Genomic DNA, 25438 nt, shown 5'->3' on the forward strand with positions numbered 1-25438 from the left:
TGTAAGTATCCCGCATAATCGTGCCATTCACATTTAGAGACCCTCCGGCATAATCACTCTGCCAACAAAGGAGATCGCTATGCGTAAAGCCCGTTTTACTGAGCATCAGATCATTGCTGTAATTAAATCGGTTGAAGCCGGACGAACCGTTAAAGATGTCTGCCGGGAGGCCGGTATCTCTGAAGCCACCTACTACAACTGGAAGTCCAGATACGGCGGCATGGAGGCTTCTGATATTAAAAAGATCAAGGATCTTGAGGACGAGAATCGACGTCTCAAACAGATGTTTGCCGACCTGAGCCTTGAGAACCGGGCGCTGAAAGACGTTATCGAAAAAAAGCTTTAAAACCAGCCTTTAAGCGTGAGCTGGTCACTCATCTGATAACGACATTTGGACTCAGTATCCGTCAGGCCTGCCGGAGTCTGAACCTGAGCAGAACGGTTTACCATTACCGTCCGGATACCACGCGTGACGAACCCGTTATTGTCGCGTTACAGGCAGTGGCAGAGCGATACCCACGGTACGGTTTTCCAAAACTTTTCCAGGTTCTGCGGCGGCAGGGATACCCGTGGAATCACAAAAGGATCCATCGTATTTATTGTCTGCTGAAGCTGAATTTTCGCCGTAAAGGCAAACAACGGTTGCCGGTGCGTAATCCCTCGCCACTGGCCACACCGGAAGCGCTGAACCAGAGCTGGTCTGTCGATTTTATGCATGATGCTCTGGTCTGTGGCCGTCGTTTTCGCACGTTCAATGTCGTTGATGACTTTAACCGTGAGGCATTGTCGATTGAAATCGATCTGAATCTGCCAGCTTTGCGCGTGGTCCGTGTACTCGACAGGATCGCGGCAAATCGCGGCTATCCGGTCATGCTACGCATGGATAATGGTCCGGAATTTATCTCACTTGCACTGGCTGAATGGGCAGAGCAACATGCAGTAAAACTGGAATTTATTCAGCCGGGTAAGCCGACGCAGAACGCTTTTATTGAGCGCTTTAACCGAACATACCGTACAGAAATACTCGATTTTTATCTGTTCAGAACGCTGAATGAAGTGCGGGAAATCACGGAAAGATGGGTGTCAGAATATAACTGTGAACGCCCGCATGAATCACTGAACAATATGACGCCGGAGGAATATCGGCAACACAATCATTTGGCCGGGATCTCAAAAAATGCCTGGAACTAAAACGGGTCTATTTACACTTGCGCGATGTTGTAGCTCGCTGCCGTGACTATGTAGTTAGTCCATACTTAGTACATTTTTTCAGATCAACTTCACAGGCAGAGCGTGGGGCACAGGTTAAATCCAATACATTGACAATGAATTTTAGTAAAGCGAGAGATTCAGCAGGAATTGATTGGAGTGATGGGACCCCTGCTACATTTCACGAACAACGTTCATTGGCCGAACGGTTGTATAGATCCCAAGGGATCAATACTAAAGAATTGCTAGGGCATAAATCACAGAGGCAGACAGACCGTTATCACGATGATCGAGGCAAAGGTTGGCGAAAAGTTGATTTACAATAATAATTTTGAAGTGACAGACAATAAAATTGTCTATCAAAAAACTTAAGTCAAGGTAAGTAATTAAAGAGATATATTAAATCACTTCCTTAAGTCAGAGGGTAGTCATGCCTACCCTCTATTAAGTTTAATTAGAATCCTTATCAGTAGCCATAATTGTTTCAGTTACAGCACTAGGCTTTGACTTTCTATCAATGATATTTTTTACATATTTAACATTATCTATCGATGAATCCAAGAAACGCTCAAACGCTTTCGAATTTAACATTTCCATCCAAGGTGTAGAATGATCCTCACCTTGTACAAATCGTAATGGCGGCTCTTCTAACCTAGTTAATGCTGAATCAAATAAACGAGTTGAAAATGTCTCGTCATTTAACTTAGATGCTTCATTTCTATAGCCTTCATAAGCTTTTGCAACAGAAGATTTATAAGCATAATCCTCTGCCAATTTAAATCGCTGATTTATCTGTTTGGTAGATAGCCATGCAAACCATAATGGCGCACCAATACTTAATACAGATAATAGAAGCTGAGTACCGATAACAATAGCACTTGGATTAGGTAATGATAGCACAATAGAAAGTGCTTTAAGTCTTTCATACCCTACAAACCCGCCAACACCAAGCGCTGTAGCCAAACCTCCAACCCACAAGCGGATACTCCAATTTAATTTTTCGGCTTTAATTTCAAAAGCACCAGCCAAACCTTTCGAGGTTGATGCCCTAATAGCTTCTTCACACATTGCTAAATATTCTTGAGCCTTTAAACTATCTTTCTTAAGATTCGCTATTAATTGTTCACTTTCATCCAAAGCTATTTTCATCAGTATAAGAGAATGTTCGCTATCTTCTTTATAGTTTACAACTTCATCTTTACCTTTAATAATATCTTCACGATACTTCTGCAACTCATCTAAAAGCAATGGTAAATTGTCGGCAGTTGCATGAGCATCAAGAATAGTTTTCACTTTTTGCTCTAACTCATCAATTTCAGGTGAAATCTGTTTTACCCTCGCATCCATAATTTTTATTTTTCGAGACATCTTTTGAGGGAGTAAATTGGAGTCCTGCAACCTACTAAAGCTGAATAAATTATCAAAAAAGAAGGATATGTAATTAAGAGAGTTTATGAAAGAAGGAATAGCAGTAAGACCATTTCCGTTAAATAGATGAGGCACCAAACTTTCTTTTATTTTATTAACCTTATTGGTGATAAATTTTATCTCTTTGATTTCCTCATCGGTCAATATGTCAAGATTATCGTTGTCAATTCTATCAGTCAAATAATTAACGAGATCAACTAAATCACCTGGGTACAGAGCTGGATAGCTTATACCGTTCTTATCAAGCAATAAGGTATTCTCACCATCTGGAATAGTATCGTTTACAGCTTCTGAAAGTGCATTGAGTGCATTTCTCAAAGTTTCTAAAGAACTGTGCATATTAAACCTTAATATAATTTTGACGAAAAAATGCTTTAAGATTAAGATACAGAAATAAAGTCATTATTACTAGCAAGATTCGTAATCATATGACATCTCGAACGATTCTGCATGATATCTATAATTATTACTTATTTTTTTTATTCCTGTATCAAGAAAAGAGGCACATTTATGTTCCCAAACAATGCACATTGTAAATGTAACTGTTTTTGATAACTTATTTTGATAAAATTTTGATAACCGTTAGAATCCTAATAATGAAAAACGGGAACCACTTGGCTCCCGTTCTCATACAACCCAGAATGTGGATTACATGTTTTCGATGATCGCATCACCAAACTCTGAACATTTCAGCAGCTTAGCGCCGTCCATCAGACGTTCGAAGTCATAGGTTACGGTTTTCGCGTTAATCGCGCCTTCCATACCTTTAACGATCAGGTCAGCCGCTTCGACCCAACCCATGTGGCGCAGCATCATTTCAGCAGACAGAATGATGGAACCTGGGTTCACTTTATCCTGACCTGCATACTTCGGTGCAGTACCGTGGGTTGCTTCGAACAGAGCGCATTCGTCACCGATGTTTGCACCCGGCGCGATACCAATACCACCAACCTGTGCGGCCAGCGCATCGGAGATGTAGTCACCGTTCAGGTTCATACAGGCAATCACGTCATACTCAGCCGGACGCAGCAGGATCTGTTGCAGGAACGCATCGGCGATAACGTCCTTAACCACGATCTCTTTACCGGTTTTCGGGTTCTTGATTTTCACCCATGGACCGCCGTCGATCAGTTCACCACCGAATTCTTCACGCGCTAACTGGTAACCCCAGTCTTTGAACGCGCCTTCGGTGAACTTCATGATGTTGCCTTTGTGTACCAGGGTAACTGAATCACGATCGTTGGCGATGGCGTATTCAATCGCTGCACGCACCAGACGTTTAGTCCCTTCTTCAGAACACGGTTTGATACCAATGCCGCAATGTTCCGGGAAGCGGATTTTCTTCACGCCCATCTCTTCGCGCAGGAATTTAATCACTTTCTCAGCATCGGCAGAGTCAGCTTTCCACTCGATACCCGCGTAGATATCTTCGGAGTTTTCGCGGAAGATGACCATGTCGGTCAGTTCAGGGTGTTTAACCGGGCTTGGTGTGCCCTGATAATAACGCACCGGACGCAGGCAGACATACAGGTCAAGTTCCTGACGCAGAGCTACGTTCAGAGAGCGAATACCGCCGCCAACAGGGGTGGTCAGAGGGCCTTTAATGGCAACACGATATTCACGAATCAGATCTAAGGTTTCAGCAGGCAGCCAGACGTCCTGGCCATAAACCTGAGTGGATTTCTCGCCGGTGTAGATTTCCATCCAGGAGATTTTACGCTCGCCTTTATAGGCTTTCTCGACAGCAGCATCGACAACTTTGATCATCGGTGGGGTTACATCAACGCCGATACCGTCGCCTTCAATGAACGGGATAATCGGATTTTCAGGAACGTTGAGTTTGCCGTTTTGCAGGGTGATCTTCTTACCTTCCGCCGGAACAACTACTTTGCTTTCCATTCACCTCTCCTTCGAGCGCTTCTGGTTCTGCTCGTCTGTCATCACGCTGCATGTGCGTTTGCGTCCTGCTACACGGATGCGTTAGAGCAACTTTTTGTTAATGATTTGTAATGAGCGTGTCAATACTACCCTATTGTTCGCCGCCATGAAAGACACTCGTTCTTAGGCTATAATGCGGCAATTGATATAATCTGAAAATACCATGCAAAAAACTTCTTTTAGAAATCACCGGGTTGAGCGATTCAGCTCACGACAAGTCACTAAGCAGCGTAAAGAAAACCAGCCAAAACGCGTGGTTTTGTTCAATAAACCCTACGATGTTTTGCCACAATTTACTGACGAGGCTGGCAGAAGCACGTTAAAAGATTTTATTCCCGTGCCGGGAATTTATGCGGCGGGCCGACTCGACCGGGACAGCGAAGGGCTTTTGGTGCTAACCAATGACGGCGCGCTGCAGGCGCGGTTAACGCAACCCGGTAAGCGTACCGGGAAAATTTATTACGTCCAGGTTGAAGGCGAGCCGACAGCAGAAGCGCTGGACGCCCTGCGTAACGGAGTAACGCTCAATGATGGCCCCACGCTACCCGCAGGCATTGAAGTAGTAGAGGAACCCGTATGGCTGTGGCCGAGAAATCCGCCGATTCGGGAACGGAAAAACATTCCCACCAGCTGGTTGAAAGTTACCTTATATGAAGGCCGCAACCGTCAGGTACGTCGTATGACAGCGCATGTTGGATTTCCTACGCTGCGCCTCATCCGCTATGCCATGGGGGATTACACGCTGGAAAATCTTGCTAACGGCGAGTGGCGGGAACTGAAATCGTAACCGTACGGTTTAACGTGAGTGTTAACAGGGCAGAATGAAAAAAATGGATAAGCAGCTTTTTGCAGCATTCATCCTGCTCGGCGCGTCACCGTTTTGTTCAGCAAAACTGGACTGTGAGACGATTGCCGGAACAGCAGCCGGAGAGGCAAACTACCTTTATGAGTCTGCCAAAGTAAAAACCGACTCACGCCTGCATTTCTATTCTGCACCAGCAACAGAGTGTCAACTCCCCGCGTTCATGGTCAATGGCGACACCGTCGAGGTGCTCAGGAGTTCACAGCGCTACAAAAGCACGGGCATGCTTTCCAAAGATGAACCTTATCGTTACGTACGTTATCGGGACGCTAAAGGAACCTTCGCCACCGGCTGGGTCTCGGTAGTTGGGTTAACGCCGTTATCCAGTCCGCTTGCAGTAAGCGCGTCTTGCCAGACATGGGCAAATAAAGCGATGTCGCAGCGCGGGTTCTTACCCTCCTCCTCCGCAAACCACTATCAGGTAACAGGAGACACCCGCGCATGGTTCTATGCGATGCCAACCGAACAGTGTCGCAGCCCGTCCGTATTTTTAGTGCCCGGCGACCTCGTCTCTGTACAAGAACAATCCAACGATGATTTTATGGAAGCGGTCTATTACACCACCGATCGCCAAATCATACGCGGCTGGTTAAAAAAGTCGCAGTTACAGGCTATAAACAGCGGTGACCACTATCGCGGCGACATCAACCCGTTGTCGACAGACAAAGCAACAAGAGTCGCCACCCTTGGGCTACGTCACGACCACCAATGTATCTTTTATGAAAGCTGGAATGCTAAAAAGGCCATTGAAATTATCGTGCGCGAGGATCATCAAACCGCATTGTGCCGTGGAGGGGCCGACCCACAAACGTCACCTCCCGTGGCTTATACCAGTATCGACAAGGCCAGCGGTGAAATTAGCTGGCCTGATGTTACCGAAGGATTTGCTGAGGAATAAGGGGAAAACATGTTCAAACCGCACGTCACGGTCGCCTGCATTGTGCATGCAGAAGATAAATTCTTAGTCGTTGAAGAAACGATCAATGGCAAAGCCTTGTGGAATCAGCCTGCAGGACACCTGGAAGCCGATGAAACGCTGGTGCAAGCCGCAACACGCGAACTGTGGGAAGAAACGGGCATTAAAGGGCAGCCGCAGCATTTCATTCGTATGCATCAATGGATTGCGCCGGACAGAACGCCCTTTTTGCGTTTTCTTTTCTCTATCGAGCTTGCCAATATGTGCGCTACAGAACCCCATGACAGCGATATAGATTGCTGTCGCTGGGTCAGCGCAGAAGAGATTTTCTCTGCGCCAAACCTGCGTTCGCCGTTGGTTGCAGAGAGTATTCGCTGTTATCAGAGCGGACAGCGCTACCCACTGGCCATGATCGGCGAATTTAACTGGCCGTTTACAGAGGGTGTCAAGTAAAGGGCTGCGTGCTAGAATATGCCGCCTTGAAGTTCAATGTCGTGAGTATTCCTATGTCTGAAAGCCCAAAAAAAGTGATCGTCGGCATGTCCGGCGGTGTCGATTCCTCCGTTTCTGCCTGGCTGTTACAACAACAGGGCTATCAGGTAGAAGGCCTGTTCATGAAGAACTGGGAAGAGGACGATGGCGAGGAATACTGCACAGCGGCCGCCGACCTTGCGGATGCGCAGGCTGTCTGTGACAAACTCGGTATTGAACTGCATACCGTCAACTTTGCCGCAGAATACTGGGACAACGTCTTTGAACTGTTCCTTGAAGAGTACAAAGCGGGCCGTACGCCGAACCCGGATATTCTGTGCAATAAAGAAATTAAGTTTAAAGCCTTCCTTGAGTTTGCCGCAGAAGATTTAGGTGCCGATTACATCGCCACCGGTCACTACGTGCGTCGCGCGGATGTCGACGGCAAAAGCCGCCTGCTGCGTGGGCTCGATGGCAATAAAGACCAGAGTTATTTCCTCTACACACTCGGCCATGAGCAAATCGCGCAAAGCCTGTTCCCGGTCGGTGAACTGGAAAAACCGCAGGTGCGTAAAATTGCCGAAGATCTTGGTCTGATTACGGCCAAGAAAAAAGACTCCACCGGCATCTGCTTCATTGGCGAACGTAAGTTCCGCGAGTTTCTTGGTCGTTACCTGCCGGCTCAGCCAGGCAAAATCATCACCGTTGACGGCGAAGAGATTGGCCAGCATCAGGGGCTGATGTACCACACTCTGGGTCAGCGTAAAGGTCTGGGTATTGGCGGAACGAAAGAAGGGACAGAAGATCCATGGTATGTGGTGGATAAAGACGTTGAGAACAACATTCTGGTTGTCGCTCAGGGTCATGAACATCCACGTCTGATGTCCGTTGGGCTGGTGGCGCAACAGCTGCATTGGGTCGATCGCGAACCGTTCACCGGCACCATGCGCTGCACGGTGAAAACCCGCTATCGTCAGACCGACATTCCGTGCACCGTTAAGGCACTGGATGCTGAGCGTATTGAAGTCATTTTCGACGAGCCAGTCGCGGCGGTCACGCCGGGTCAGTCGGCTGTCTTTTACAATGGCGAAGTGTGCCTCGGCGGCGGCATTATCGAACAACGATTGCCTCTGCCGGTATAATTACTTACACATTTGATACAAGGAAGCAGTGAACGTGGCAAAGAATTATTATGACATCACCCTCGCCCTGGCAGGCATTTGTCAGTCGGCACGCCTGGTGCAGGAACTGGCGCACCAGGGGCATTGTGATGCCGATGCATTACACGTTTCACTGAACAGTGTCATCGACATGAATCCCAGCTCTACGCTGGGCGTGTTTGGCGGCAGCGAAGCCAATCTGCGTCTTGGCCTTGAAACGCTGCTTGGCGTACTGAACGCCAGCAGTCGTCAGGGACTGAACGCGGAACTCACCCGCTATACGCTAAGCCTGATGGTGCTGGAGCGTAAGCTGTCAGCGGCCAAGGGCGCTATGGACACGCTGGGAGACCGTATTAGCGGCTTGCAGCGCCAACTAGACCATTTTGATTTGCAGTCAGAAACGTTGATGAGTGCGATGGCTGGTATTTATGTTGACGTCATCAGCCCACTCGGCCCGCGTATTCAGGTCACGGGTTCCCCGGCCATCCTTCAGAGCCCACAAGTACAGGCTAAAGTACGCGCTTCGCTGCTGGCTGGCATCCGTGCTGCCGTGCTCTGGCATCAGGTTGGTGGAGGCCGTCTGCAACTCATGTTTTCTCGTAATCGCCTGACGACTCAGGCAAAACAAATTCTTGCTCATTTAACCCCGGAGTTGTGATCTATGGAATTATCCTCACTGACCGCCGTTTCCCCTGTCGATGGACGCTACGGCGATAAAGTCAGCGCGCTGCGCGGGATTTTCAGCGAATACGGTTTGCTGAAATTCCGTGTACAGGTTGAAGTACGCTGGCTGCAAAAACTGGCCGCGCACGCAGCGATCAAGGAAGTTCCTGCTTTTGCTGCCGACGCAATCGGTTTCCTTGATGCGATCGTCGCTAACTTCAATGAAGAAGATGCTGCGCGCATCAAAACCATTGAGCGTACGACCAACCATGATGTGAAGGCAGTTGAGTATTTCCTGAAAGAGAAAGTGGCGGATATCCCGGAACTGCACGCTGTTTCCGAATTTATCCACTTTGCGTGTACTTCAGAAGACATCAACAACCTGTCTCACGCGCTGATGTTGAAAACCGCACGCGACGAAGTGGTTCTGCCGTACTGGCGTAAGCTTATCGACGCGGTGAAAGATCTGTCTGTACAGTATCGCGATATTCCTCTGCTCTCCCGTACCCACGGTCAGCCAGCCACCCCTTCTACGCTAGGCAAAGAAATGGCTAACGTGGCTTACCGTATGGAGCGTCAGTATCGTCAGCTCAACCAGGTTGAAATTCTTGGTAAGATCAATGGTGCAGTCGGTAACTATAACGCCCACATCGCCGCTTACCCGGAAGTTGACTGGCATCAGTTCAGCGAAGAGTTTGTCACCTCGCTGGGCATCCAGTGGAACCCGTACACCACGCAGATTGAGCCGCACGACTACATTGCCGAGCTGTTTGACTGCATCGCCCGTTTCAACACCATCCTGATCGACTTTGACCGCGATGTCTGGGGTTACGTGGCGCTGAACCATTTCAAACAGAAAACCATCGCGGGTGAAATCGGCTCTTCCACCATGCCGCACAAAGTTAACCCCATCGATTTCGAAAACTCCGAGGGTAACCTGGGTCTGTCTAACGCGGTTCTGCAGCACCTGGCGAGCAAACTGCCGGTCTCCCGCTGGCAGCGTGACCTGACTGACTCTACCGTTCTGCGTAACCTGGGCGTAGGTATTGGCTATGCGCTGATCGCGTATCAGTCCACGCTGAAAGGCGTGAGCAAACTGGAAGTGAACCGCGATCATCTGCTGGATGAACTGGATCATAACTGGGAAGTTCTGGCAGAGCCGATTCAGACCGTGATGCGTCGCTACGGTATTGAGAAGCCGTACGAGAAACTGAAAGAGCTGACCCGCGGTAAGCGCGTTGACGCCGAAGGTATGAAGCAGTTTATCGACGGTCTGGCGCTGCCGGAAGAAGAGAAAACTCGCCTGAAAGCAATGACGCCTGCCAATTATATTGGTCGCGCCATCACCATGGTTGATGAACTGAAGTAATCTGTTTGATGCCGGAGCGTGCTTGAGCCTGTTCCGGTCTTCCGTTCATATCGTAGTAAGCCGGAAAGCATCAGCGCTTCCGGCTTTTTTATTGTCCGCGAGATTATCCCTTCCCCCGGTTTATTAAATGTTTATCCCCACAGCCACATAATCAGCGTTAAACTATTCATACCATTATTTTAGGGAGAAACGATGATGCGCGTACTGGTTGTCGAGGATAATGCTTTATTACGCCACCACCTCAAGGTTCAGTTACAGGATTTAGGGCATCAGGTGGATGATGCAGAAGATGCGAAGGAAGCGGACTATTATCTGAATGAACATCTGCCGGATATCGCGATCGTTGATTTAGGACTCCCCGATGAAGATGGTTTGTCGCTGATCCGCCGCTGGCGCAGTAATGAGGTTTCGCTGCCGATTCTGGTATTAACCGCGCGCGAAGGCTGGCAGGACAAGGTGGAAGTCCTCAGCGCTGGCGCTGACGATTATGTCACCAAACCGTTTCACATCGAAGAAGTGGCTGCGCGCATGCAGGCACTGATGCGCCGCAACAGCGGTCTGGCATCGCAAATTATCTCCCTTCCGCCTTTTCAGGTGGACCTCTCTCGACGCGAGTTATCCGTCAATGATGAAGTTATCAAGCTCACTGCGTTTGAATACACCATTATGGAAACGCTCATCCGTAATAATGGCAAAGTGGTCAGTAAAGATTCGCTCATGCTGCAGCTTTATCCGGATGCCGAGCTGCGCGAAAGTCACACCATTGATGTTCTAATGGGACGTCTGCGTAAGAAAATACAGGCGCAGTATCCGGACGACGTCATCACCACCGTGCGTGGTCAGGGATATCTTTTTGAACTGCGCTAATGAATAAACTATTGCGTCATTTTTTCCCGCTATCGCTGCGGTTGCGCTTTTTACTGGCAACTGCGGGCGTGGTGTTGGTGCTCTCACTGGCCTACGGCATGGTTGCCCTGGTGGGCTACAGCGTCAGCTTTGATAAGACAACGTTCCGCCTGCTGCGGGGTGAAAGTAATCTGTTTTATACCCTGGCAAAGTGGGAAAACGGCAAGATAAACGTCGAGCTGCCTGAACATCTCGATATGCAAAGTCCAACAATGTCGCTGATCTATAACGAAAGCGGTGAATTGTTGTGGGCGCAGCGCAATGTTCCCTGGCTGACGAAAAGTATCCAACCGGACTGGCTAAAAACGAACGGTTTTCATGAAATTGAAGCCAATGTAAACGCCACCAGCACTTTACTGGGCGAAGATCACTCCGCTCAGCAGCAGTTAAAAGAAGTCAGAGAAGATGATGACGACGCCGAAATGACCCACTCCGTGGCGGTGAACGTCTACCCCGCCACAGCCAGAATGCCGCAACTGACCATTGTGGTTGTCGACACCATTCCTATAGAGCTAAAGCGCTCGTATATGGTCTGGAGCTGGTTTATTTATGTCCTGGTCGCCAATCTGTTGCTGGTCATTCCGCTGTTATGGGTGGCCGCCTGGTGGAGCCTGCGGCCAATTGAGTCGCTAGCGCGTGAAGTCCGTGAGCTTGAGGAACATCATCGTGAGATGCTAAACCCCGCCACCACACGCGAATTGACCAGCCTGGTTCGCAATCTCAATCGACTTTTAAAAAGCGAACGTGAGCGCTACGATAAATACCGCACCACGTTAACCGATCTCACCCATAGCCTGAAAACGCCACTGGCGGTACTGCAAAGTACGCTGCGCTCAATGCGTAACGAAAAGATGAACGTCAGCGACGCAGAGCCTATCATGCTGGAACAAATTAGTCGTATTTCCCAACAGATAGGCTATTACCTGCATCGCGCCAGTATGCGTGGCAGCAGTGCCCTACTCAGCCGCGAGCTGCACCCGGTCGCGCCGTTGCTGGATAAGCTCACCTCGGCGCTGAATAAAGTGTATCAGCGTAAAGGGGTCAACATTAATCTCGATATCTCACCTGAGATCAGCTTTGTGGGCGAACAGAATGACTTTGTCGAGGTGTTGGGCAACGTCCTGGATAACGCCTGTAAATATTGTCTGGAGTTTGTCGAGATTTCGGCGCAACTGTCTGAGGATCAGCTGCATATTCTGGTCGAAGACGATGGTCCTGGTATTCCGCAAAGCAAACGGGAAGTGGTGTTTGACCGTGGACAGCGCGTAGATACACTACGTCCCGGACAAGGCGTCGGTCTGGCGGTGGCGCGAGAAATCACCGAACAGTATGACGGGCAAATTATTGCTGGTGATAGCCTGCTGGGTGGCGCGCGCATGGAAGTTATTTTTGGCCGCCAGCAGCCGGGCCAGAAAGACGAGTAATCGTCGCATGTAATAAATATGTACTGACTTCACGCTTGAGGTTAAGTATCCGTTATAATCGGTTGCAGATACCAGCCTGCGGGATGCTCACTATGGAATACCAACTCACACTTAACTGGCCCGATTTTCTTGAACGCCACTGGCAGAAACGCCCGGTGGTCTTAAAACGCGGGTTTAATAACTTTATTGATCCTCTTTCTCCTGACGAACTGGCTGGACTGGCAATGGAAAGCGAGGTCGACAGCCGACTCGTCAGCCATCAGGATGGTAAATGGCAGGTTAGCCATGGTCCCTTCGAAAGCTACGACCATCTTGGCGAGAACAACTGGTCTTTGCTGGTGCAGGCGGTCAACCACTGGCACGAACCTACCGCCGCGCTGATGCGCCCGTTCCGTGAATTACCGGACTGGCGAATCGACGATCTGATGATTTCTTTCTCTGTACCCGGCGGCGGCGTTGGCCCGCACCTGGATCAGTACGATGTATTTATCATTCAGGGAACCGGTCGTCGTCGCTGGCGCGTAGGCGAAAAGCTGCAGTTGAAGCAGCACTGCCCTCACCCGGATCTTCTTCAGGTCGACCCGTTCGAAGCCATCATTGATGAAGAGCTGGAACCCGGCGATATCCTGTACATTCCACCGGGATTCCCGCACGAAGGCTATGCGTTAGAAAACGCGATGAACTATTCGGTTGGCTTCCGCGCGCCAAACACTCGCGAGCTGATCAGCGGGTTCGCCGATTACGTTTTGCAACGCGAACTGGGCAGCACCTATTACAGCGATCCTGACCTGCCACCGCGCGATCATCCGGCAGATGTTCTGCCGCAGGAAATGGACAAGCTGCGCGAAATGATGCTGGGTCTGATTAATCAGCCAGAACATTTTCAGCAGTGGTTTGGCGAGTTTATCTCTCAGTCTCGTCATGAGCTGGATATTGCCCCGCCGGAGCCACCGTATCAGCCAGACGAAATTTATGATGCCCTGAAACAAGGTGATGTTTTAGTGCGTCTGGGCGGATTGCGCGTATTGCGCATTGGCGATGACGTCTACGCTAACGGTGAGAAAATTGACTCGCCACATCGTCCTGCGCTGGAAGCGCTGGCCAGTCATATTGTGCTGACGGCTGAGAACTTTGAGGATGCGCTGGAAGATCCTTCTTTCCTTGCCATGCTTGCCGCGCTGGTCAACAGCGGGTACTGGTTCTTCGAAGGGTAATAGACTGTGCCTGATGCGACGCCATGCGTCTTATCAGGCCTACTGGAGTGAAATATTGTAGGCCGGATAAGCAAAGCGCCATCCGGCAACTACACATGCTTTATTTTTGTTTCGCGGCCAATTCAGCAATACGCACAATCACCTGCACCGCTTTTTCCATTCCTTCCAGCGTCACAAACTCATGCTTGCCATGATAGTTGTAGCCGCCGGTGAACAGATTTGGACACGGTAATCCCATAAACGACAGCTGCGCGCCGTCAGTGCCGCCACGGATCGGTTTCAGCACCGGCTCAATATCACAATCGCGCATCGCCTGCTGGGCGATATCCAGCACGTGCGGATGCTCAATCACTTTTTCGCGCATATTGTAGTAACTGTCTTCAATCACCAGTTCGATATAGCAGTCTGGGTGTAACCCTTTGCCAACCTTCTTGGCGATATCCATGATCTTGCGTTTACGCGCTTCAAACTGCTTACGGTCAAAATCACGAATAATGTAGTGCATATCCGCCCGATCGACCGTCCCTTTCATGCTCGCCAGATGATAAAAGCCTTCATAGCCTTCCGTCTTTTCAGGGCTTTCATCTGCCGGAACCTCAGCGTGAATACGCGCCGCCAGGGACAGCGCATTCACCATCACCCCTTTTGCGGTGCCGGGATGCACATTGTTGCCAACAATTTTGATATTAACCGACGCGGCGTTGAAGTTTTCAAACTCCAGCTCACCTACGCCACCACCGTCAACGGTATAGGCCCACTGCGCATCGAATGCCGCAACGTCAAAATGCTTCGCCCCTTTCCCCACCTCTTCGTCCGGCGTAAAGGCCACGCGGATATCACCGTGCGGAATATCTTTTTGGATAAGCACAGCCAGCGCGGTCATGATTTCCGCCACGCCTGCTTTATCATCCGCCCCCAGCAACGTTTTACCGTCTGTGGTGATCAGCGTTTGCCCCAAAAGTTGATGCAGCACCGGGAACATCACCGGCGATAAAACTTCATCACCAATGCCTAACGCAATATCGCCACCGCGATAGTTTTCAACGATTTGCGGATTAACATTTTTACCGCTGAAATCCGGTGAGGTATCCACATGAGAAATAAAGCCGATCGCGGGAATATTGCCTGCAACGTTAGCGGGTAACGTTGCCATCAGCGTGCCTTTTTCGCTCAGTGAAATATTAACCAGCCCCATCTCTTCAAGCTGTTGTTTGAGCAGTTGTAATAATTTCCACTGTCCTTCGGTGCTGGGAACCTGCCGCACGCCCGATTTTGATTGGGTGTCCAGCGACACGTAGTGTAAAAAACGCTCAAGTAGTTTATCCATGCAGTCACCCTCACTTTTTGTGACAACATTATCAATAAGCAACAAAAGACAAATATTGCGTCAGGTCACTTTTATCCCCGCAAGTGAGAATATTTCGCCCTGACATCCCCTCTGACTATAGGGCTAAGTCAGTAATTCGCAACAAGGATTGGCGATTACAATGGTTTGCCGTAGAATAACGGCCCTCATTAAGAGTCATCAAGGTGGTTAACCACAAACCCCGCATCGGTCAGCCATCCGTTGCGTTTACATGGGACAGAGTAAAAAATTGAATAAACAACCGCGTTCGCTTTCTCCACTGGTGCAATTAGCGGGAATTCGCAAAAGTTTCGATGGCAAAGAGGTGATTTCCAGCCTGGATTTGACCATCAATAATGGCGAGTTTCTTACGCTGCTTGGCCCCTCTGGCTGCGGTAAAACAACCGTTCTTCGCCTGATTGCCGGTCTGGAAACGGTTGATTCCGGTCATATTTTGTTGGACAACGAGGACATCACTCACGTTCCAGCGGAAAATCGCTACGTGAATACCGTCTTCCAAAGCTATGCGCTATTCCCCCACATGACTGTGTTTGAGAATGTGGCCTTTGGTTTGCGCATGCAAAAAACGCCCGCAGCCGACATTTCTCCCCGCGTTACCGAAGCCTTGCGCATGGTGCAACTGGAAGAGTTCGCCCAGCGAAAACCGCATCAACTTTCCGGCGGACAGCAGCAGCGCGTAGCGATTGCCCGAGCAGTGGTCAACAAACCCCGCTTACTCTTGTTAGATGAATCCCTCTCTGCGCTGGACTACAAGCTGCGTAAGCAGATGCAGAACGAACTGAAAGCGCTGCAGCGTAAGCTTGGTATCACTTTTGTCTTTGTCACACACGATCAGGAAGAAGCGCTGACTATGTCTGACCGCATCGTGGTGATGCGCGATGGTAAGATTGAGCAGGACGGTACGCCGCGCGAAATCTACGAAGAGCCAAAGAATCTGTTTGTCGCCGGGTTTATCGGCGAGATCAATATGTTTAACGCCACGGTGATTGAACGTCTGGATGAACAGCGTGTTCGTGCTAACGTTGAAGGCCGCGAGTGCAATATTTATGTCAACTTCGCGGTAGTTCCCGGACAAAAGCTGCACGTTCTGTTACGCCCTGAAGATTTACGCGTTGATGAAATCAACGATGATAATCATATCGAAGGCCTGATCGGCTACGTGCGCGAACGCAACTACAAAGGCATGACGCTGGAGTCGGTTGTAGAACTGGAAAATGGCAAGATGGTGATGGTCAGCGAATTCTTCAACGAAGATGATCCTGACTTTGACCACTCGCTCGACCAGAAAATGGCAATTAACTGGGTAGAAAGCTGGGAGGTCGTACTGGCTGATGAAGAGCACAAGTAAATTCCAGAGTGTGGTGATCTTCACCATTGTCGGTTGGCTTGTGTTATTTGTCTTTCTGCCCAACCTGATGATCATCGGCACCAGCTTTTTGACCCGTGACGACGCCAATTTCGTCAAAATGGTCTTTACGCTGGAGAACTATACGCGTCTGCTCGATCCGCTCTATTTTGAGGTGCTGGTTCACTCCCTCAATATGGCGCTGATTGCCACGCTCGCCTGTCTGGTACTCGGCTACCCGTTTGCCTGGTTTTTGGTGAAACTGCCGGAAAAAGTACGTCCGCTGCTGCTATTCCTGCTGATTGTTCCGTTCTGGACCAATTCCCTTATTCGCATCTACGGACTCAAAATTTTCCTCAGTACCAAAGGCTATCTCAACGAGTTTCTGTTATGGCTCGGCGTTATCGATACACCCATTCGCATTATGTTTACCCCCAGCGCGGTGATTATCGGGCTGGTATACATCCTGCTGCCGTTTATGGTGATGCCGCTCTATTCCAGCATTGAAAAGCTCGATAAACCGCTGCTGGAAGCCGCACGCGATTTAGGTGCCAATAAGCTTCAGACCTTCACTCGCATCATTATTCCGTTGACGATGCCGGGGATTATCGCCGGATGCCTGCTGGTCATGCTGCCCGCAATGGGGCTGTTTTACGTTTCCGACTTAATGGGCGGTGCGAAAAACCTGCTGATTGGTAACGTAATTAAAGTTCAGTTCCTGAACATCCGCGACTGGCCGTTTGGTGCAGCCACCAGCATTACGCTGACCATCGTGATGGGTCTGATGCTGCTGATCTACTGGCGCGCCTCCCGCTTACTGAACAAGAAGGTGGAACTCGAATGATCGGTCGACTGCTTCGCGGCGGTTTTATGACCGCTATCTACGCGTATCTGTATATTCCAATCATCATTCTGATTGTGAACTCCTTTAACAGTTCGCGCTTTGGCATCAACTGGCAGGGTTTTACTACCAAATGGTACGGCCTGCTGATGAATAACGACAGCCTGTTGCAGGCAGCACAGCACTCGCTGACGATGGCGGTGCTATCCGCCACGTTTGCCACCTTGATCGGCTCACTTACTGCGGTTGCGCTGTACCGTTACCGTTTTCGCGGTAAACCGTTCGTCAGTGGCATGCTGTTCGTGGTGATGATGTCGCCGGATATTGTGATGGCAATATCTCTGCTGGTGCTGTTTATGCTGATCGGCATTCAACTGGGTTTCTGGTCGCTGCTGTTCTCGCATATCACTTTTTGTCTGCCTTTTGTGGTGGTGACGGTTTACTCTCGCCTGAAAGGTTTTGATGTCCGCATGCTTGAGGCGGCTAAAGATTTGGGTGCCAGCGAAGTAACTATTCTGCGCAAGATAATACTGCCACTGGCTATGCCTGCGGTGGCTGCAGGTTGGTTGCTGAGCTTTACGCTGTCGATGGATGATGTCGTTGTTTCATCTTTCGTCACCGGACCGGGTTATGAAATTTTGCCATTAAAAATCTACTCAATGGTTAAAGTCGGCGTATCACCAGAGGTAAACGCGCTGGCGACCATTTTGTTGGTTCTGTCGCTGGTTATGGTGATTGCCAGCCAGCTTATTGCACGTGATAAAACCAAGGGCCGCTAAGGCCCTTAATTCAGGGGACGTTAAATGATGAAAAAATGGTCACGCCACCTGCTCGCGGCGGGTGCTCTGGCACTGGGCATGAGCGCCGCTCACGCGAATGACAACAACACGCTCTATTTCTATAACTGGACTGAATACGTACCACCGGGTCTGCTGGAACAGTTCACCAAAGAAACCGGCATTAAGGTTATCTATTCGACCTACGAGTCGAATGAAACCATGTACGCCAAGCTCAAAACCTATAAAGACGGCGCATACGATCTGGTGGTTCCGTCCACCTATTACGTCGATAAAATGCGTAAAGAAGGCATGATCCAGAAGATCGACAAGTCGGCGTTGACCAACTTCCACAACCTTGATCCGGAAATGCTCAACAAGCCGTTTGACCCGAACAATGACTACTCCATCCCGTATATCTGGGGTGCAACGGCCATTGGCGTCAACAGCGATGCTATCGATCCTAAAACCGTCACCAGTTGGGCCGATCTGTGGAAGCCGGAGTATAAAGGCAGTCTGCTGTTAACGGATGATGCGCGAGAAGTGTTCCAGATGGCGCTGCGCAAGCTGGGATATTCCGGCAATACCACCGATCCTAAAGAGATTGAAGCCGCCTATAACGAGTTGAAGAAGCTGATGCCTAACGTTGCGGCATTTAACTCTGACAACCCGGCCAACCCGTATATGGAAGGCGAAGTTAATCTGGGGATGGTGTGGAACGGCTCCGCGTATGTTGCGCGTCAGGCGGGCACACCGCTGGAAGTGGTTTGGCCAAAAGAAGGTGGCATTTTCTGGATGGACAGCCTGTCTATTCCGGCTAACGCGAAAAACAAAGAAGGTGCGCTGAAGCTGATTAACTTCCTGCTGCGCCCGGACGTGGCGAAAGAAGTCGCAGAAACTATCGGTTACCCGACGCCAAACCTGGCAGCACGCAAGCTGTTAAATCCTGAGGTCGCGAACGACAAAACGCTCTACCCTGACGCAGAAACCATCAACAAAGGGGAATGGCAGAACGATGTTGGTTCCGCCAGCGCTATCTATGAAGAGTATTATCAAAAGCTAAAAGCAGGACGCTAATTCAGCGTTGTAAGGAATGCCCGATGGCGCGACGCTTATCGGGCCTACATCAATGCAAACCGTAGGCCGGATAAGGCATTTGCCGCCATCCGGCAATAAAAAATCACAGCCCTTTCAATAACTTCTCAACGAACTCAGGCACCACCTGGCTTGCCGGGCCGTAATACTTCTCTTCAAACTCGCTGCCTACCTGGCTCGGCTCGAGATTTAGTTCTACCGTATGTGCCCCATGCAGCCGCGCCTCATGCACAAAACCGGCTGCCGGATAAACATGTCCCGATGTGCCAATCGCAATGAACACATCTGCCATTGCCAGCGCCATATAAATTTCATCCATGCCCAGCGGCATTTCACCAAACCACACTACGTGGGGTCGCAGCGGTGCCGGAAACTGGCAGCAATGGCATTTATCTTCCGGGGTCACATCGCCCGTCCACTCCAGAATCTGCCCGCTTTGCGAACAGCGAACTTTAAGCAGTTCGCCATGCATATGGATAACGTTCTGGCTGCCCGCACGCTCATGCAGATTATCAATGTTCTGCGTCACCAGTAAAAAACGGTCGCCCAGTTCGGCTTCGAGTTTTGCCAGCGCGATATGCGCCGCGTTGGGCTGGATTTCTGGCTGTTGCAACTGATGGCGACGGGCGTTATAAAACGACTGAACCAGCTCCGGGTTTCGGCTAAATCCTTCCGGAGTCGCAACGTCCTCAACCCGATGTTCTTCCCAGAGACCATCCGCCGCGCGAAATGTTCGAATTCCTGACTCAGCGGAGATTCCCGCTCCAGTCAGTACCAGCACTCTTGGTTTTTCCATCAATTCAGGCACCACTCTGTCTCTGAAAAAGATTCGTTGACGCAGGCGATCGCGCAAATGGCGTTTATTTTTACGAAAGCGGCTTAACCGATGACCCCGACGCGACAGCATAACAACCTCTTTGTATTAATCGGTAAGATGTAGGAAAGCAGCCCCGCGCATCCCGCCGGCATCACCGTGCCGTGCCTGCTCAATACGCGGTACCCGGGCAACCGGCAGCAGATGACGCGGCAGTCGGTTCGCCAGTTGCGTCGTAATAGCGGTAAAATTCGACAAGCCTCCGCCAATCACCACCAAATCAGGATCGACGATAGTCAGGATATTCCCAAGACACACCGCCAGCAAATCCAGATAGCGTTCAACGTGGGCCCGCGCGTGCTCATCACCCTGCTCCCACAGCGCGATAATTTCGCGGGCATCCAGCGGTTGATGGTAGTAATGCTGATACAACCACGCAAATCCACCGCCGGAAAGATAGCTTTCGATGCATCCCAGTTGACCGCATCCGCAGCGGCGCAGCGGGAAATCAAAGCCCATCAGCGTCAGCGCATCGACCGGCAAACGAATATGACCAAACTCACCGGTGATATAGCTGCGTCCGGTGATGGATTTCCCGTTAAGCACCAGGCCGCCGCCGACGCCCGTACCGAGGATCAACCCCATCACCAGCGGATACTGGGTGAACTCGTCATCCCAGGCTTCGGAGAGAGCAAAACAGTTCGCATCGTTATCCAGACGCACATCGCGGTCAAGGCGAGCGCTGAGATCGGCGCGGAGCGGTTTGCCACTGGCGGCAGGAACGTTGGCCGCGTACAGCGTGCCGTCTTCGGTTTCCGGCATGCCTGGAATGCCGATGCCTACCGAACCTTTGATGCCGAACCGCTGATCCGCTTCCGTCACCAGGTTGCAGACCGCATCAAGGAAAGCGTCGTAGCTGTCGCGAGGCGTAGGAACGCGAGTTTCCCATTGCAGACGACGTTGCTTATCAAACACGCCCAGCGCAATTTTGGTCCCGCCGATGTCAAATCCGTAATACATCACCGCTCCTTGATACACGTCATCCTTCAAGATGCCTCTACGTTGGCTACGCCTTGATGCAGCATGAATGCTGTCGTGTATTATTGTTGTTATTGGCCGCTAAGTACTCTCGCAGGATCAATATTGCTGGCGCGACGCGCCGGATACCAACTTGCCAAAAGACTCAGCACGAGTGCTGTCACCAGCACGTAAATCACATCCAGCCAGTGTAATTCCGATGGCAGGAAGTCAATGAAATAGATATCGCCGGACAGGAACTGATGGCCGATAAGCGCCTCAATCCCGTTTATGATCGGCGTCAGTTGCAACGAGACAACCACCCCGATGACGACGCCTATCAGGCTACCGAACAGACCCGCCAGCAGGCCGTACCAGACAAAAATGGCACGGATCAACCCATCTTTCGCCCCGAGTGTTCTTAATACCGCAATATCGCCACTTTTGTCTTTTACCGCCATCACTAACGTGGAAACGATATTAAAACAGGCCACGCCAATCACCAGCACCATAGCCAGATACATAATGGCGCGGATCATTTGAATATCGCGGTACATATAGCCGTAGGTGCCAATCCAGCTCTTGATGTAAACATAGTTATTGGTGACTTCACCCGCGTCTCGCACCAGCTTATTGGCGTTAAACACGTCGTTAACCTTCAGCGCGATCCCGGAAACGCTGGTTCCCATATCGAGATATTGCTGCGCATCTTCCATTGGGATCATGGCAAAGCTGTGATCGAGCTGACCGCTCAGTTGCAGGATCCCCGTCACGTGCAAACGCACGCGTTTAGGCTGCTGTAGCTTATGATCCGCACTGGCGTTAGGGATCATAATCGACACCCAGTCGCCCTGCTTCACCTTCAGCGCATCGGCAATACCCTTACCAATGATGATTTGTTGTTCACCGGCTTTAAAATTATCCCAGGCGTGGTTTTGCACAAAGGATGGCAGCGCGCTTAAACGCTGTTCCTGTTTCGGGTCAACGCCCTTCACCTGCACCGCGCGTAAGTTCGCCCCGCTCTCCACCAGTCCGGTAAAGTTGATATAAGGCGCCGCGGCGACAATACCCGGCACTTTTTGTACCTTGTCGAGCGCTTCCTGCCAGTTATTCCACGGTTGATTTACGGCTTCAATCTCTCCGTGTGGGACTACGGCCAGAATACGGTTGTTCAGCTCACGCTCAAATCCGTTCATGGCACTTAAACCGACGATCAGCACCGCCACACCCAACGCGATGCCAACGGTAGATATCACCGAAATCAAAGAAACCATACCGCCGCGACGCCGACCACGGCTAAAGCGCAGACCAATCAATAACGATAAAGGCGAAGCCATTACTCAGCTCCCATCAAGCTCAGTTCAGCCGTCAGGCGACCATCGCGCATTTCAAGCTGGCGACTCATCCGCTTCGCCAGTTGCAGATCGTGCGTCACCACCAGAAATGCCGTGCCCTGAGAGCGGTTCAGCTCGCCCAGAAGCTCAAAAATGCTGTCCGCGTTACGCGCATCCAGGTTACCTGTTGGCTCATCTGCCAGGACCAGGCGCGGGTTATTCACCAGCGCACGCGCGATGGCCACACGCTGGCGTTCGCCGCCAGACAGTTCAGACGGACGATGACTGGCACGATGATCCAGCCCTACTGCTTTCAGCATATCCCGTGCGCGCTCGGTGATTTCAGCCGGTTTTTTCTTGCCGATCAGCAGCGGCATCGCTACGTTTTCCAGCGCCGTAAAATCCGGCAGCAAATGGTGGAACTGGTAAATAAAGCCCAGCTTCTGATTACGCAGTTCCGCTTTCGCCGCCGACGAGAGCTTACTCATTGGCTGACCGCTAAAAATGACGTCGCCGGAAGTCGGGGTATCCAACCCACCTAACAGATGCAGCAACGTACTCTTGCCGGAGCCTGAGCTGCCGACAATCGCCATCATCTCACCTTCGCCGACGCAAAAACTGACATCGTGCAGTACATCGGTCTGCACAGTGCCTTCCTGATAGCGTTTGCACAGGTTGTCGCATTGCAACAGGATCTTATTCATAACGTAAAGCCTCAGCGGGTTGAGTGGCGGCAGCGCGCCAGGAAGGATAAAGCGTAGACAGCAGCGCGATGGCCATCGCCACCAGCGCAATGACGATAACCTGCAGCGGCTCGATAGCGACCGGCAGCGCAGCGCCATCCAGCAGCACACCAATAATTGGCATCAGATTGTTCAGTTGGCTGGCGAGCAAGGCACCCAGTACAGCGCCCAGCAGCGCGCCAATCACCCCGGCACTGGCCCCCTGAACCATAAACACCATCATTATCTGCCGCGGCGTTAGCCCCTGCGTTTGTAAAATCGCCACTTCCCCTTGCTTCTCCATTACCATCAGACCCAGCGAGGTAATAATATTAAAAGCCGCCACCGCCACGATCAGGCTAAGCAGCAGCCCCATCATGTTCTTTTCCATGCGCACGGCCTGGAACAGTTCCCCTTTGCGCTCGCGCCAGTCCTGCCATTTGGTGCCTTGCGGCAGCGTTTGCTGGCTCAGCGTGTCAACTTTTAACGGTTCGTTCAGCCACAGACGCCAGCCGGTGATATTACCCACCGGATAGCGCATCAGACGCGAGGCATCCTGAATGTTGGTCAGCATCTGGTAGCCATCGACTTCGCTGTTGGCGGCGAAAGTGCCAATCACCGTAAACAAACGCTGGCTCGGCAAACGCCCCATCGGCGTAAACTGGCTGGCCGAGGGCACCATCACACGGATTTGATCGCCACGGTTCACGCCCAACTGCCCGGCAAGCTGCTCGCCGAGGATGACATTATACTTACCCGGTTGCAGATCTGTTTGCTTCACATTGACCAGATACGGCGTTAACGGATCTTTTTGTGCCGGATCGATACCGAGCATCACGCCGACCGCCACACTACGCGCGCTTTGCAGCACCACATCTCCCGTAGTTATGGGTGCAACGCGGTTGACGCCGTTCAACACCACCGCTTTTTCCGGCAGTTGTTGCGGGTTGAGGGAACCCTGTTCAGACGAGAGTACGGCCTGAGGCATCAGGCCAAGAATATTGTTTTGCAGCTCGCGCTCGAAACCGTTCATCACCGACAACACCGTGACCAGCGCCATTACCCCGAGAGTAATGCCTATGGTGGAGAGCCAGGAAACGAAGCGACCGAAGCGATCTGCTGCACGCCCACGCATATAACGCAGGCCGATGAATAGAGCGACAGGTTGGTACATGAAATCCGTCTGGTTGCTGTTAGCAAAGTCACGAGTATATAAGCGAAAGCGGAATGGGTAAATGACTGAACCGTAAGTGTTCGTCAGCACTATTCCTAAAAGTATAAATAAATCAATTCGCTAAAGTTGTCCCTCTTCCCTTCAGCCCGGGACCCTGATCTTTATCTTAAAAAAACAAAATGCAGACAGTTACGCATTACAGCGCACAGTGGGTTGCGCAGGATGGCAGGCTATAGCCAACAATATGGATACGCCGTCTCGATGAAGAAAAAAGAACTATGGATTAATCAAATCAAAGGGTTATGTATTTGCCTGGTGGTGATTTACCACTCGGTAATCACATTTTACCCGCACCTTACTACTTTTCAGCATCCGCTTTCAGAGCTGCTGAGCAAATGCTGGATTTACCTCAATTTGTACCTGGCGCCATTTCGCATGCCGGTGTTTTTCTTTATTTCGGGATATCTGATCCGTCGCTACATTGATAGCGTCCCGTGGACAACCTGCGTGGAAAAACGGATCTGGAGCATTTCCTGGGTGCTGGTACTTTGGGGTGTGGTGCAATGGCTGGCGTTAGTCGCGCTCAATAACTGGTTGGCCCCACAGCGCGATCTGAGCCATGCCGCCAACGCCGCTTATGCCGATTCGATCACAGGTTTTACCCACGGAATGCTGACCGCCAGCACCAGCTTGTGGTATCTGTATGCGCTGATTGTCTATTTTGTTCTGTGTAAGATTTTCAGCCGCTGGGCGGCGCCGCTGTTGGCGTTATTTGTGGTGCTGAGCGTGGCGATCAGTTTTGTCCCGACGCCGTGGTGGGGAATGAACAGCGTGATTCGCAATCTGCCCTGGTACAGCCTCGGTGCATGGTTTGGCGCAACGCTGATGGTATGGATCAAGGAGGTGCCTCTGCGCCGCCATGCGGTCATTGTTCTGGTTAGCGCAATCGCCGCCGTCGTCGCGTGGCTGGCAAATGTCTCACTATTACTTTCTCTGCTTTCCATTGTGCTGATCATGAAGCTGTTTTATCAATTTGAGCTGCGCTTTGGTATGCGTGAGTCCGGCCCGTTAAGCGTGATTGGTGCCAATACCATTGCCATCTACACCACCCACCGTATTTTGGTTGAGCTGTTCAGCTTAACGCTAATCCCTAAAATCAATTATACCGCCTGGCCTGCCTATGCGGAGCTGGCCCTGCTGCTGGTGTATCCGTTCGCCTGCCTGCTGCTGTGCACCTTGTTTGGCCTGTTGGTACGTAAAATTTCACAAAAAACAGTGGCCGATCTGCTCTTTTCCCCGCCTTATTTATCGGCTGTCTCGCGCTAACCCCTACGCGCTTTTTGCCCCCATCAGGGGGCGAATCAATTTGCTTATGAGAAACGATCACGGATAAT

At 50.7% G+C, this 25438-nt stretch carries 23 protein-coding genes and 1 pseudogene; 16 read left to right on the top strand and 8 right to left on the bottom strand.

The genetic code is table 11. From position 1 onward, the window contains the following. Positions 1–79 precede the first annotated feature (79 nt). Together OGY37_RS11225 and OGY37_RS11230 are read left to right on the top strand one after the other, a co-directional pair. Positions 80–1191, top strand: a protein-coding gene (locus OGY37_RS11225; RefSeq protein ID WP_103848104.1) for an IS3 family transposase whose coding sequence is annotated in 2 segments (ribosomal slippage) — positions 80–341 and positions 341–1191 — 1113 coding nt in all. Because the reading frame shifts where the segments join, the coding sequence is not laid out codon by codon here. Between the two features lie 14 nt (positions 1192–1205). Beyond that, positions 1206–1535 (top strand): annotated as a pseudogene (locus OGY37_RS11230) (tyrosine-type recombinase/integrase); the annotation flags it as partial. 124 nt (positions 1536–1659) lie between these two features. Here the strand turns inward: OGY37_RS11230 and OGY37_RS11235 are convergent. Continuing rightward, positions 1660–2976: a hypothetical protein gene (locus OGY37_RS11235; RefSeq protein WP_148362096.1), complete on the bottom strand. Its 1317-nt coding sequence runs from the start codon at positions 2974–2976 to the stop codon at positions 1660–1662. A gap of 309 nt (positions 2977–3285) precedes the next feature. Continuing rightward, the gene (gene icd / locus OGY37_RS11240; RefSeq protein ID WP_003030769.1) at positions 3286–4536 is read right to left on the bottom strand and encodes an NADP-dependent isocitrate dehydrogenase; all 1251 of its coding nucleotides are present in this window, start codon (positions 4534–4536) and stop codon (positions 3286–3288) included. A 202-nt stretch (positions 4537–4738) separates the two neighbouring features. Here icd and rluE point away from each other — a divergent pair, with 202 nt between their 5' ends. The 9 genes from rluE (at position 4739) to roxA (ending at position 13560) form a co-directional block, all read left to right on the top strand. Beyond that, on the top strand, positions 4739–5362 hold the full coding sequence (gene rluE, locus OGY37_RS11245) for a 23S rRNA pseudouridine(2457) synthase RluE (RefSeq protein ID WP_003832405.1): 624 nt from the start codon (positions 4739–4741) through the stop codon (positions 5360–5362). Between the two features lie 34 nt (positions 5363–5396). Continuing rightward, positions 5397–6335, top strand: coding sequence for a hypothetical protein (locus OGY37_RS11250; protein ID WP_126318416.1), 939 nt, complete (start codon positions 5397–5399; stop codon positions 6333–6335). 9 nt (positions 6336–6344) lie between these two features. After that, a complete protein-coding gene (locus OGY37_RS11255) occupies positions 6345–6806 on the top strand; it encodes an NUDIX hydrolase (RefSeq protein WP_286620817.1) in 462 nt (153 codons plus the stop codon). A 53-nt stretch (positions 6807–6859) separates the two neighbouring features. After that, entirely contained in the window at positions 6860–7966 is a 1107-nt protein-coding gene (mnmA, locus tag OGY37_RS11260; RefSeq protein ID WP_003832402.1) for a tRNA 2-thiouridine(34) synthase MnmA, read from the top strand. A 34-nt stretch (positions 7967–8000) separates the two neighbouring features. After that, a complete protein-coding gene (gene hflD / locus OGY37_RS11265; protein WP_003832401.1) occupies positions 8001–8642 on the top strand; it encodes a high frequency lysogenization protein HflD in 642 nt (213 codons plus the stop codon). 3 nt (positions 8643–8645) lie between these two features. After that, positions 8646–10016, top strand: coding sequence for an adenylosuccinate lyase (gene purB, locus OGY37_RS11270; protein WP_003832400.1), 1371 nt, complete (start codon positions 8646–8648; stop codon positions 10014–10016). Positions 10017–10211: 195 nt separating this feature from the next. Beyond that, positions 10212–10883: a two-component system response regulator PhoP gene (gene phoP / locus OGY37_RS11275; RefSeq protein WP_003846709.1), complete on the top strand. Its 672-nt coding sequence runs from the start codon at positions 10212–10214 to the stop codon at positions 10881–10883. Then, complete coding sequence (gene phoQ, locus OGY37_RS11280; RefSeq protein WP_126318419.1) at positions 10883–12346, top strand: two-component system sensor histidine kinase PhoQ; 1464 nt, start codon at positions 10883–10885, stop codon at positions 12344–12346. The genes phoP and phoQ overlap by 1 nt, the downstream gene beginning before the upstream one ends. 92 nt (positions 12347–12438) lie before the next feature. Further along, positions 12439–13560 carry a [50S ribosomal protein L16]-arginine 3-hydroxylase gene (roxA, locus tag OGY37_RS11285; RefSeq protein WP_003030786.1) on the top strand — a complete coding sequence of 374 codons (1122 nt, stop codon included), beginning with the start codon at positions 12439–12441 and terminating at the stop codon, positions 13558–13560. Positions 13561–13660: 100 nt separating this feature from the next. On the opposite strand, the gene pepT is transcribed toward roxA, so the two are convergent. Further along, a complete protein-coding gene (gene pepT, locus OGY37_RS11290; RefSeq protein ID WP_020996480.1) occupies positions 13661–14887 on the bottom strand; it encodes a peptidase T in 1227 nt (408 codons plus the stop codon). Between the two features lie 250 nt (positions 14888–15137). Between pepT and potA the strand changes: the two genes are divergently transcribed. The 4 genes from potA to potD are packed head-to-tail and all read left to right on the top strand — an operon-like array spanning position 15138 to position 18965. Next, positions 15138–16274 (top strand): spermidine/putrescine ABC transporter ATP-binding protein PotA, encoded by a 1137-nt coding sequence (potA, locus tag OGY37_RS11295; protein ID WP_003832287.1) that lies wholly within the window; start codon positions 15138–15140, stop codon positions 16272–16274. Further along, entirely contained in the window at positions 16258–17115 is an 858-nt protein-coding gene (potB, locus tag OGY37_RS11300; RefSeq protein WP_003832285.1) for a spermidine/putrescine ABC transporter permease PotB, read from the top strand. Before potA ends, potB begins: the two co-directional genes overlap by 17 nt. Then, entirely contained in the window at positions 17112–17891 is a 780-nt protein-coding gene (potC, locus tag OGY37_RS11305) for a spermidine/putrescine ABC transporter permease PotC (RefSeq protein WP_003030794.1), read from the top strand. The genes potB and potC overlap by 4 nt, the downstream gene beginning before the upstream one ends. 27 nt (positions 17892–17918) lie before the next feature. Further along, positions 17919–18965 carry a spermidine/putrescine ABC transporter substrate-binding protein PotD gene (potD, locus tag OGY37_RS11310; RefSeq protein WP_149281618.1) on the top strand — a complete coding sequence of 349 codons (1047 nt, stop codon included), beginning with the start codon at positions 17919–17921 and terminating at the stop codon, positions 18963–18965. A gap of 103 nt (positions 18966–19068) precedes the next feature. On the opposite strand, the gene cobB is transcribed toward potD, so the two are convergent. The 5 genes from cobB to lolC form a co-directional block, all read right to left on the bottom strand. Beyond that, complete coding sequence (gene cobB, locus OGY37_RS11315; protein ID WP_003832281.1) at positions 19069–19890, bottom strand: Sir2 family NAD+-dependent deacetylase; 822 nt, start codon at positions 19888–19890, stop codon at positions 19069–19071. 15 nt (positions 19891–19905) lie between these two features. Continuing rightward, the gene (nagK, locus tag OGY37_RS11320; RefSeq protein ID WP_149335811.1) at positions 19906–20817 is read right to left on the bottom strand and encodes an N-acetylglucosamine kinase; all 912 of its coding nucleotides are present in this window, start codon (positions 20815–20817) and stop codon (positions 19906–19908) included. Between the two features lie 89 nt (positions 20818–20906). Then, positions 20907–22151, bottom strand: coding sequence for a lipoprotein-releasing ABC transporter permease subunit LolE (gene lolE, locus OGY37_RS11325; RefSeq protein ID WP_003030804.1), 1245 nt, complete (start codon positions 22149–22151; stop codon positions 20907–20909). After that, positions 22151–22852: a lipoprotein-releasing ABC transporter ATP-binding protein LolD gene (lolD, locus tag OGY37_RS11330; protein WP_003832278.1), complete on the bottom strand. Its 702-nt coding sequence runs from the start codon at positions 22850–22852 to the stop codon at positions 22151–22153. The genes lolE and lolD overlap by 1 nt, the downstream gene beginning before the upstream one ends. After that, positions 22845–24044, bottom strand: a complete 1200-nt coding sequence (gene lolC / locus OGY37_RS11335; protein ID WP_032934420.1) for a lipoprotein-releasing ABC transporter permease subunit LolC — start codon at positions 24042–24044, stop codon at positions 22845–22847. Before lolC ends, lolD begins: the two co-directional genes overlap by 8 nt. A gap of 261 nt (positions 24045–24305) precedes the next feature. On the opposite strand from lolC, the gene OGY37_RS11340 reads away from it, so the two are divergent. After that, positions 24306–25370: an acyltransferase family protein gene (locus tag OGY37_RS11340; protein ID WP_286620820.1), complete on the top strand. Its 1065-nt coding sequence runs from the start codon at positions 24306–24308 to the stop codon at positions 25368–25370. Positions 25371–25438: the final 68 nt, after the last annotated feature.

Origin of the sequence: Citrobacter sp. Cpo030 (assembly GCF_030333005.1) — a bacterium.
GTDB lineage: Bacteria > Pseudomonadota > Gammaproteobacteria > Enterobacterales > Enterobacteriaceae > Citrobacter > Citrobacter portucalensis.

Excerpts from the sequence above, each read along its gene's own strand:
- OGY37_RS11235 (WP_148362096.1), bottom strand. The coding sequence starts at position 2,976 with ATGCACAGTTCTTTAGAAACTTTGAGAAATGCACTCAATGCACTTTCA.
- icd (WP_003030769.1), bottom strand. The coding sequence starts at position 4,536 with ATGGAAAGCAAAGTAGTTGTTCCGGCGGAAGGTAAGAAGATCACCCTG.
- rluE (WP_003832405.1), top strand. The coding sequence starts at position 4,739 with ATGCAAAAAACTTCTTTTAGAAATCACCGGGTTGAGCGATTCAGCTCA.
- OGY37_RS11250 (WP_126318416.1), top strand. The coding sequence starts at position 5,397 with ATGAAAAAAATGGATAAGCAGCTTTTTGCAGCATTCATCCTGCTCGGC.
- OGY37_RS11255 (WP_286620817.1), top strand. The coding sequence starts at position 6,345 with ATGTTCAAACCGCACGTCACGGTCGCCTGCATTGTGCATGCAGAAGAT.
- mnmA (WP_003832402.1), top strand. The coding sequence starts at position 6,860 with ATGTCTGAAAGCCCAAAAAAAGTGATCGTCGGCATGTCCGGCGGTGTC.
- purB (WP_003832400.1), top strand. The coding sequence starts at position 8,646 with ATGGAATTATCCTCACTGACCGCCGTTTCCCCTGTCGATGGACGCTAC.
- phoP (WP_003846709.1), top strand. The coding sequence starts at position 10,212 with ATGCGCGTACTGGTTGTCGAGGATAATGCTTTATTACGCCACCACCTC.
- phoQ (WP_126318419.1), top strand. The coding sequence starts at position 10,883 with ATGAATAAACTATTGCGTCATTTTTTCCCGCTATCGCTGCGGTTGCGC.
- roxA (WP_003030786.1), top strand. The coding sequence starts at position 12,439 with ATGGAATACCAACTCACACTTAACTGGCCCGATTTTCTTGAACGCCAC.
- pepT (WP_020996480.1), bottom strand. The coding sequence starts at position 14,887 with ATGGATAAACTACTTGAGCGTTTTTTACACTACGTGTCGCTGGACACC.
- potA (WP_003832287.1), top strand. The coding sequence starts at position 15,138 with ATGGGACAGAGTAAAAAATTGAATAAACAACCGCGTTCGCTTTCTCCA.
- potB (WP_003832285.1), top strand. The coding sequence starts at position 16,258 with ATGAAGAGCACAAGTAAATTCCAGAGTGTGGTGATCTTCACCATTGTC.
- potC (WP_003030794.1), top strand. The coding sequence starts at position 17,112 with ATGATCGGTCGACTGCTTCGCGGCGGTTTTATGACCGCTATCTACGCG.
- potD (WP_149281618.1), top strand. The coding sequence starts at position 17,919 with ATGAAAAAATGGTCACGCCACCTGCTCGCGGCGGGTGCTCTGGCACTG.
- cobB (WP_003832281.1), bottom strand. The coding sequence starts at position 19,890 with ATGCTGTCGCGTCGGGGTCATCGGTTAAGCCGCTTTCGTAAAAATAAA.
- nagK (WP_149335811.1), bottom strand. The coding sequence starts at position 20,817 with ATGTATTACGGATTTGACATCGGCGGGACCAAAATTGCGCTGGGCGTG.
- lolE (WP_003030804.1), bottom strand. The coding sequence starts at position 22,151 with ATGGCTTCGCCTTTATCGTTATTGATTGGTCTGCGCTTTAGCCGTGGT.
- lolD (WP_003832278.1), bottom strand. The coding sequence starts at position 22,852 with ATGAATAAGATCCTGTTGCAATGCGACAACCTGTGCAAACGCTATCAG.
- lolC (WP_032934420.1), bottom strand. The coding sequence starts at position 24,044 with ATGTACCAACCTGTCGCTCTATTCATCGGCCTGCGTTATATGCGTGGG.
- OGY37_RS11340 (WP_286620820.1), top strand. The coding sequence starts at position 24,306 with ATGAAGAAAAAAGAACTATGGATTAATCAAATCAAAGGGTTATGTATT.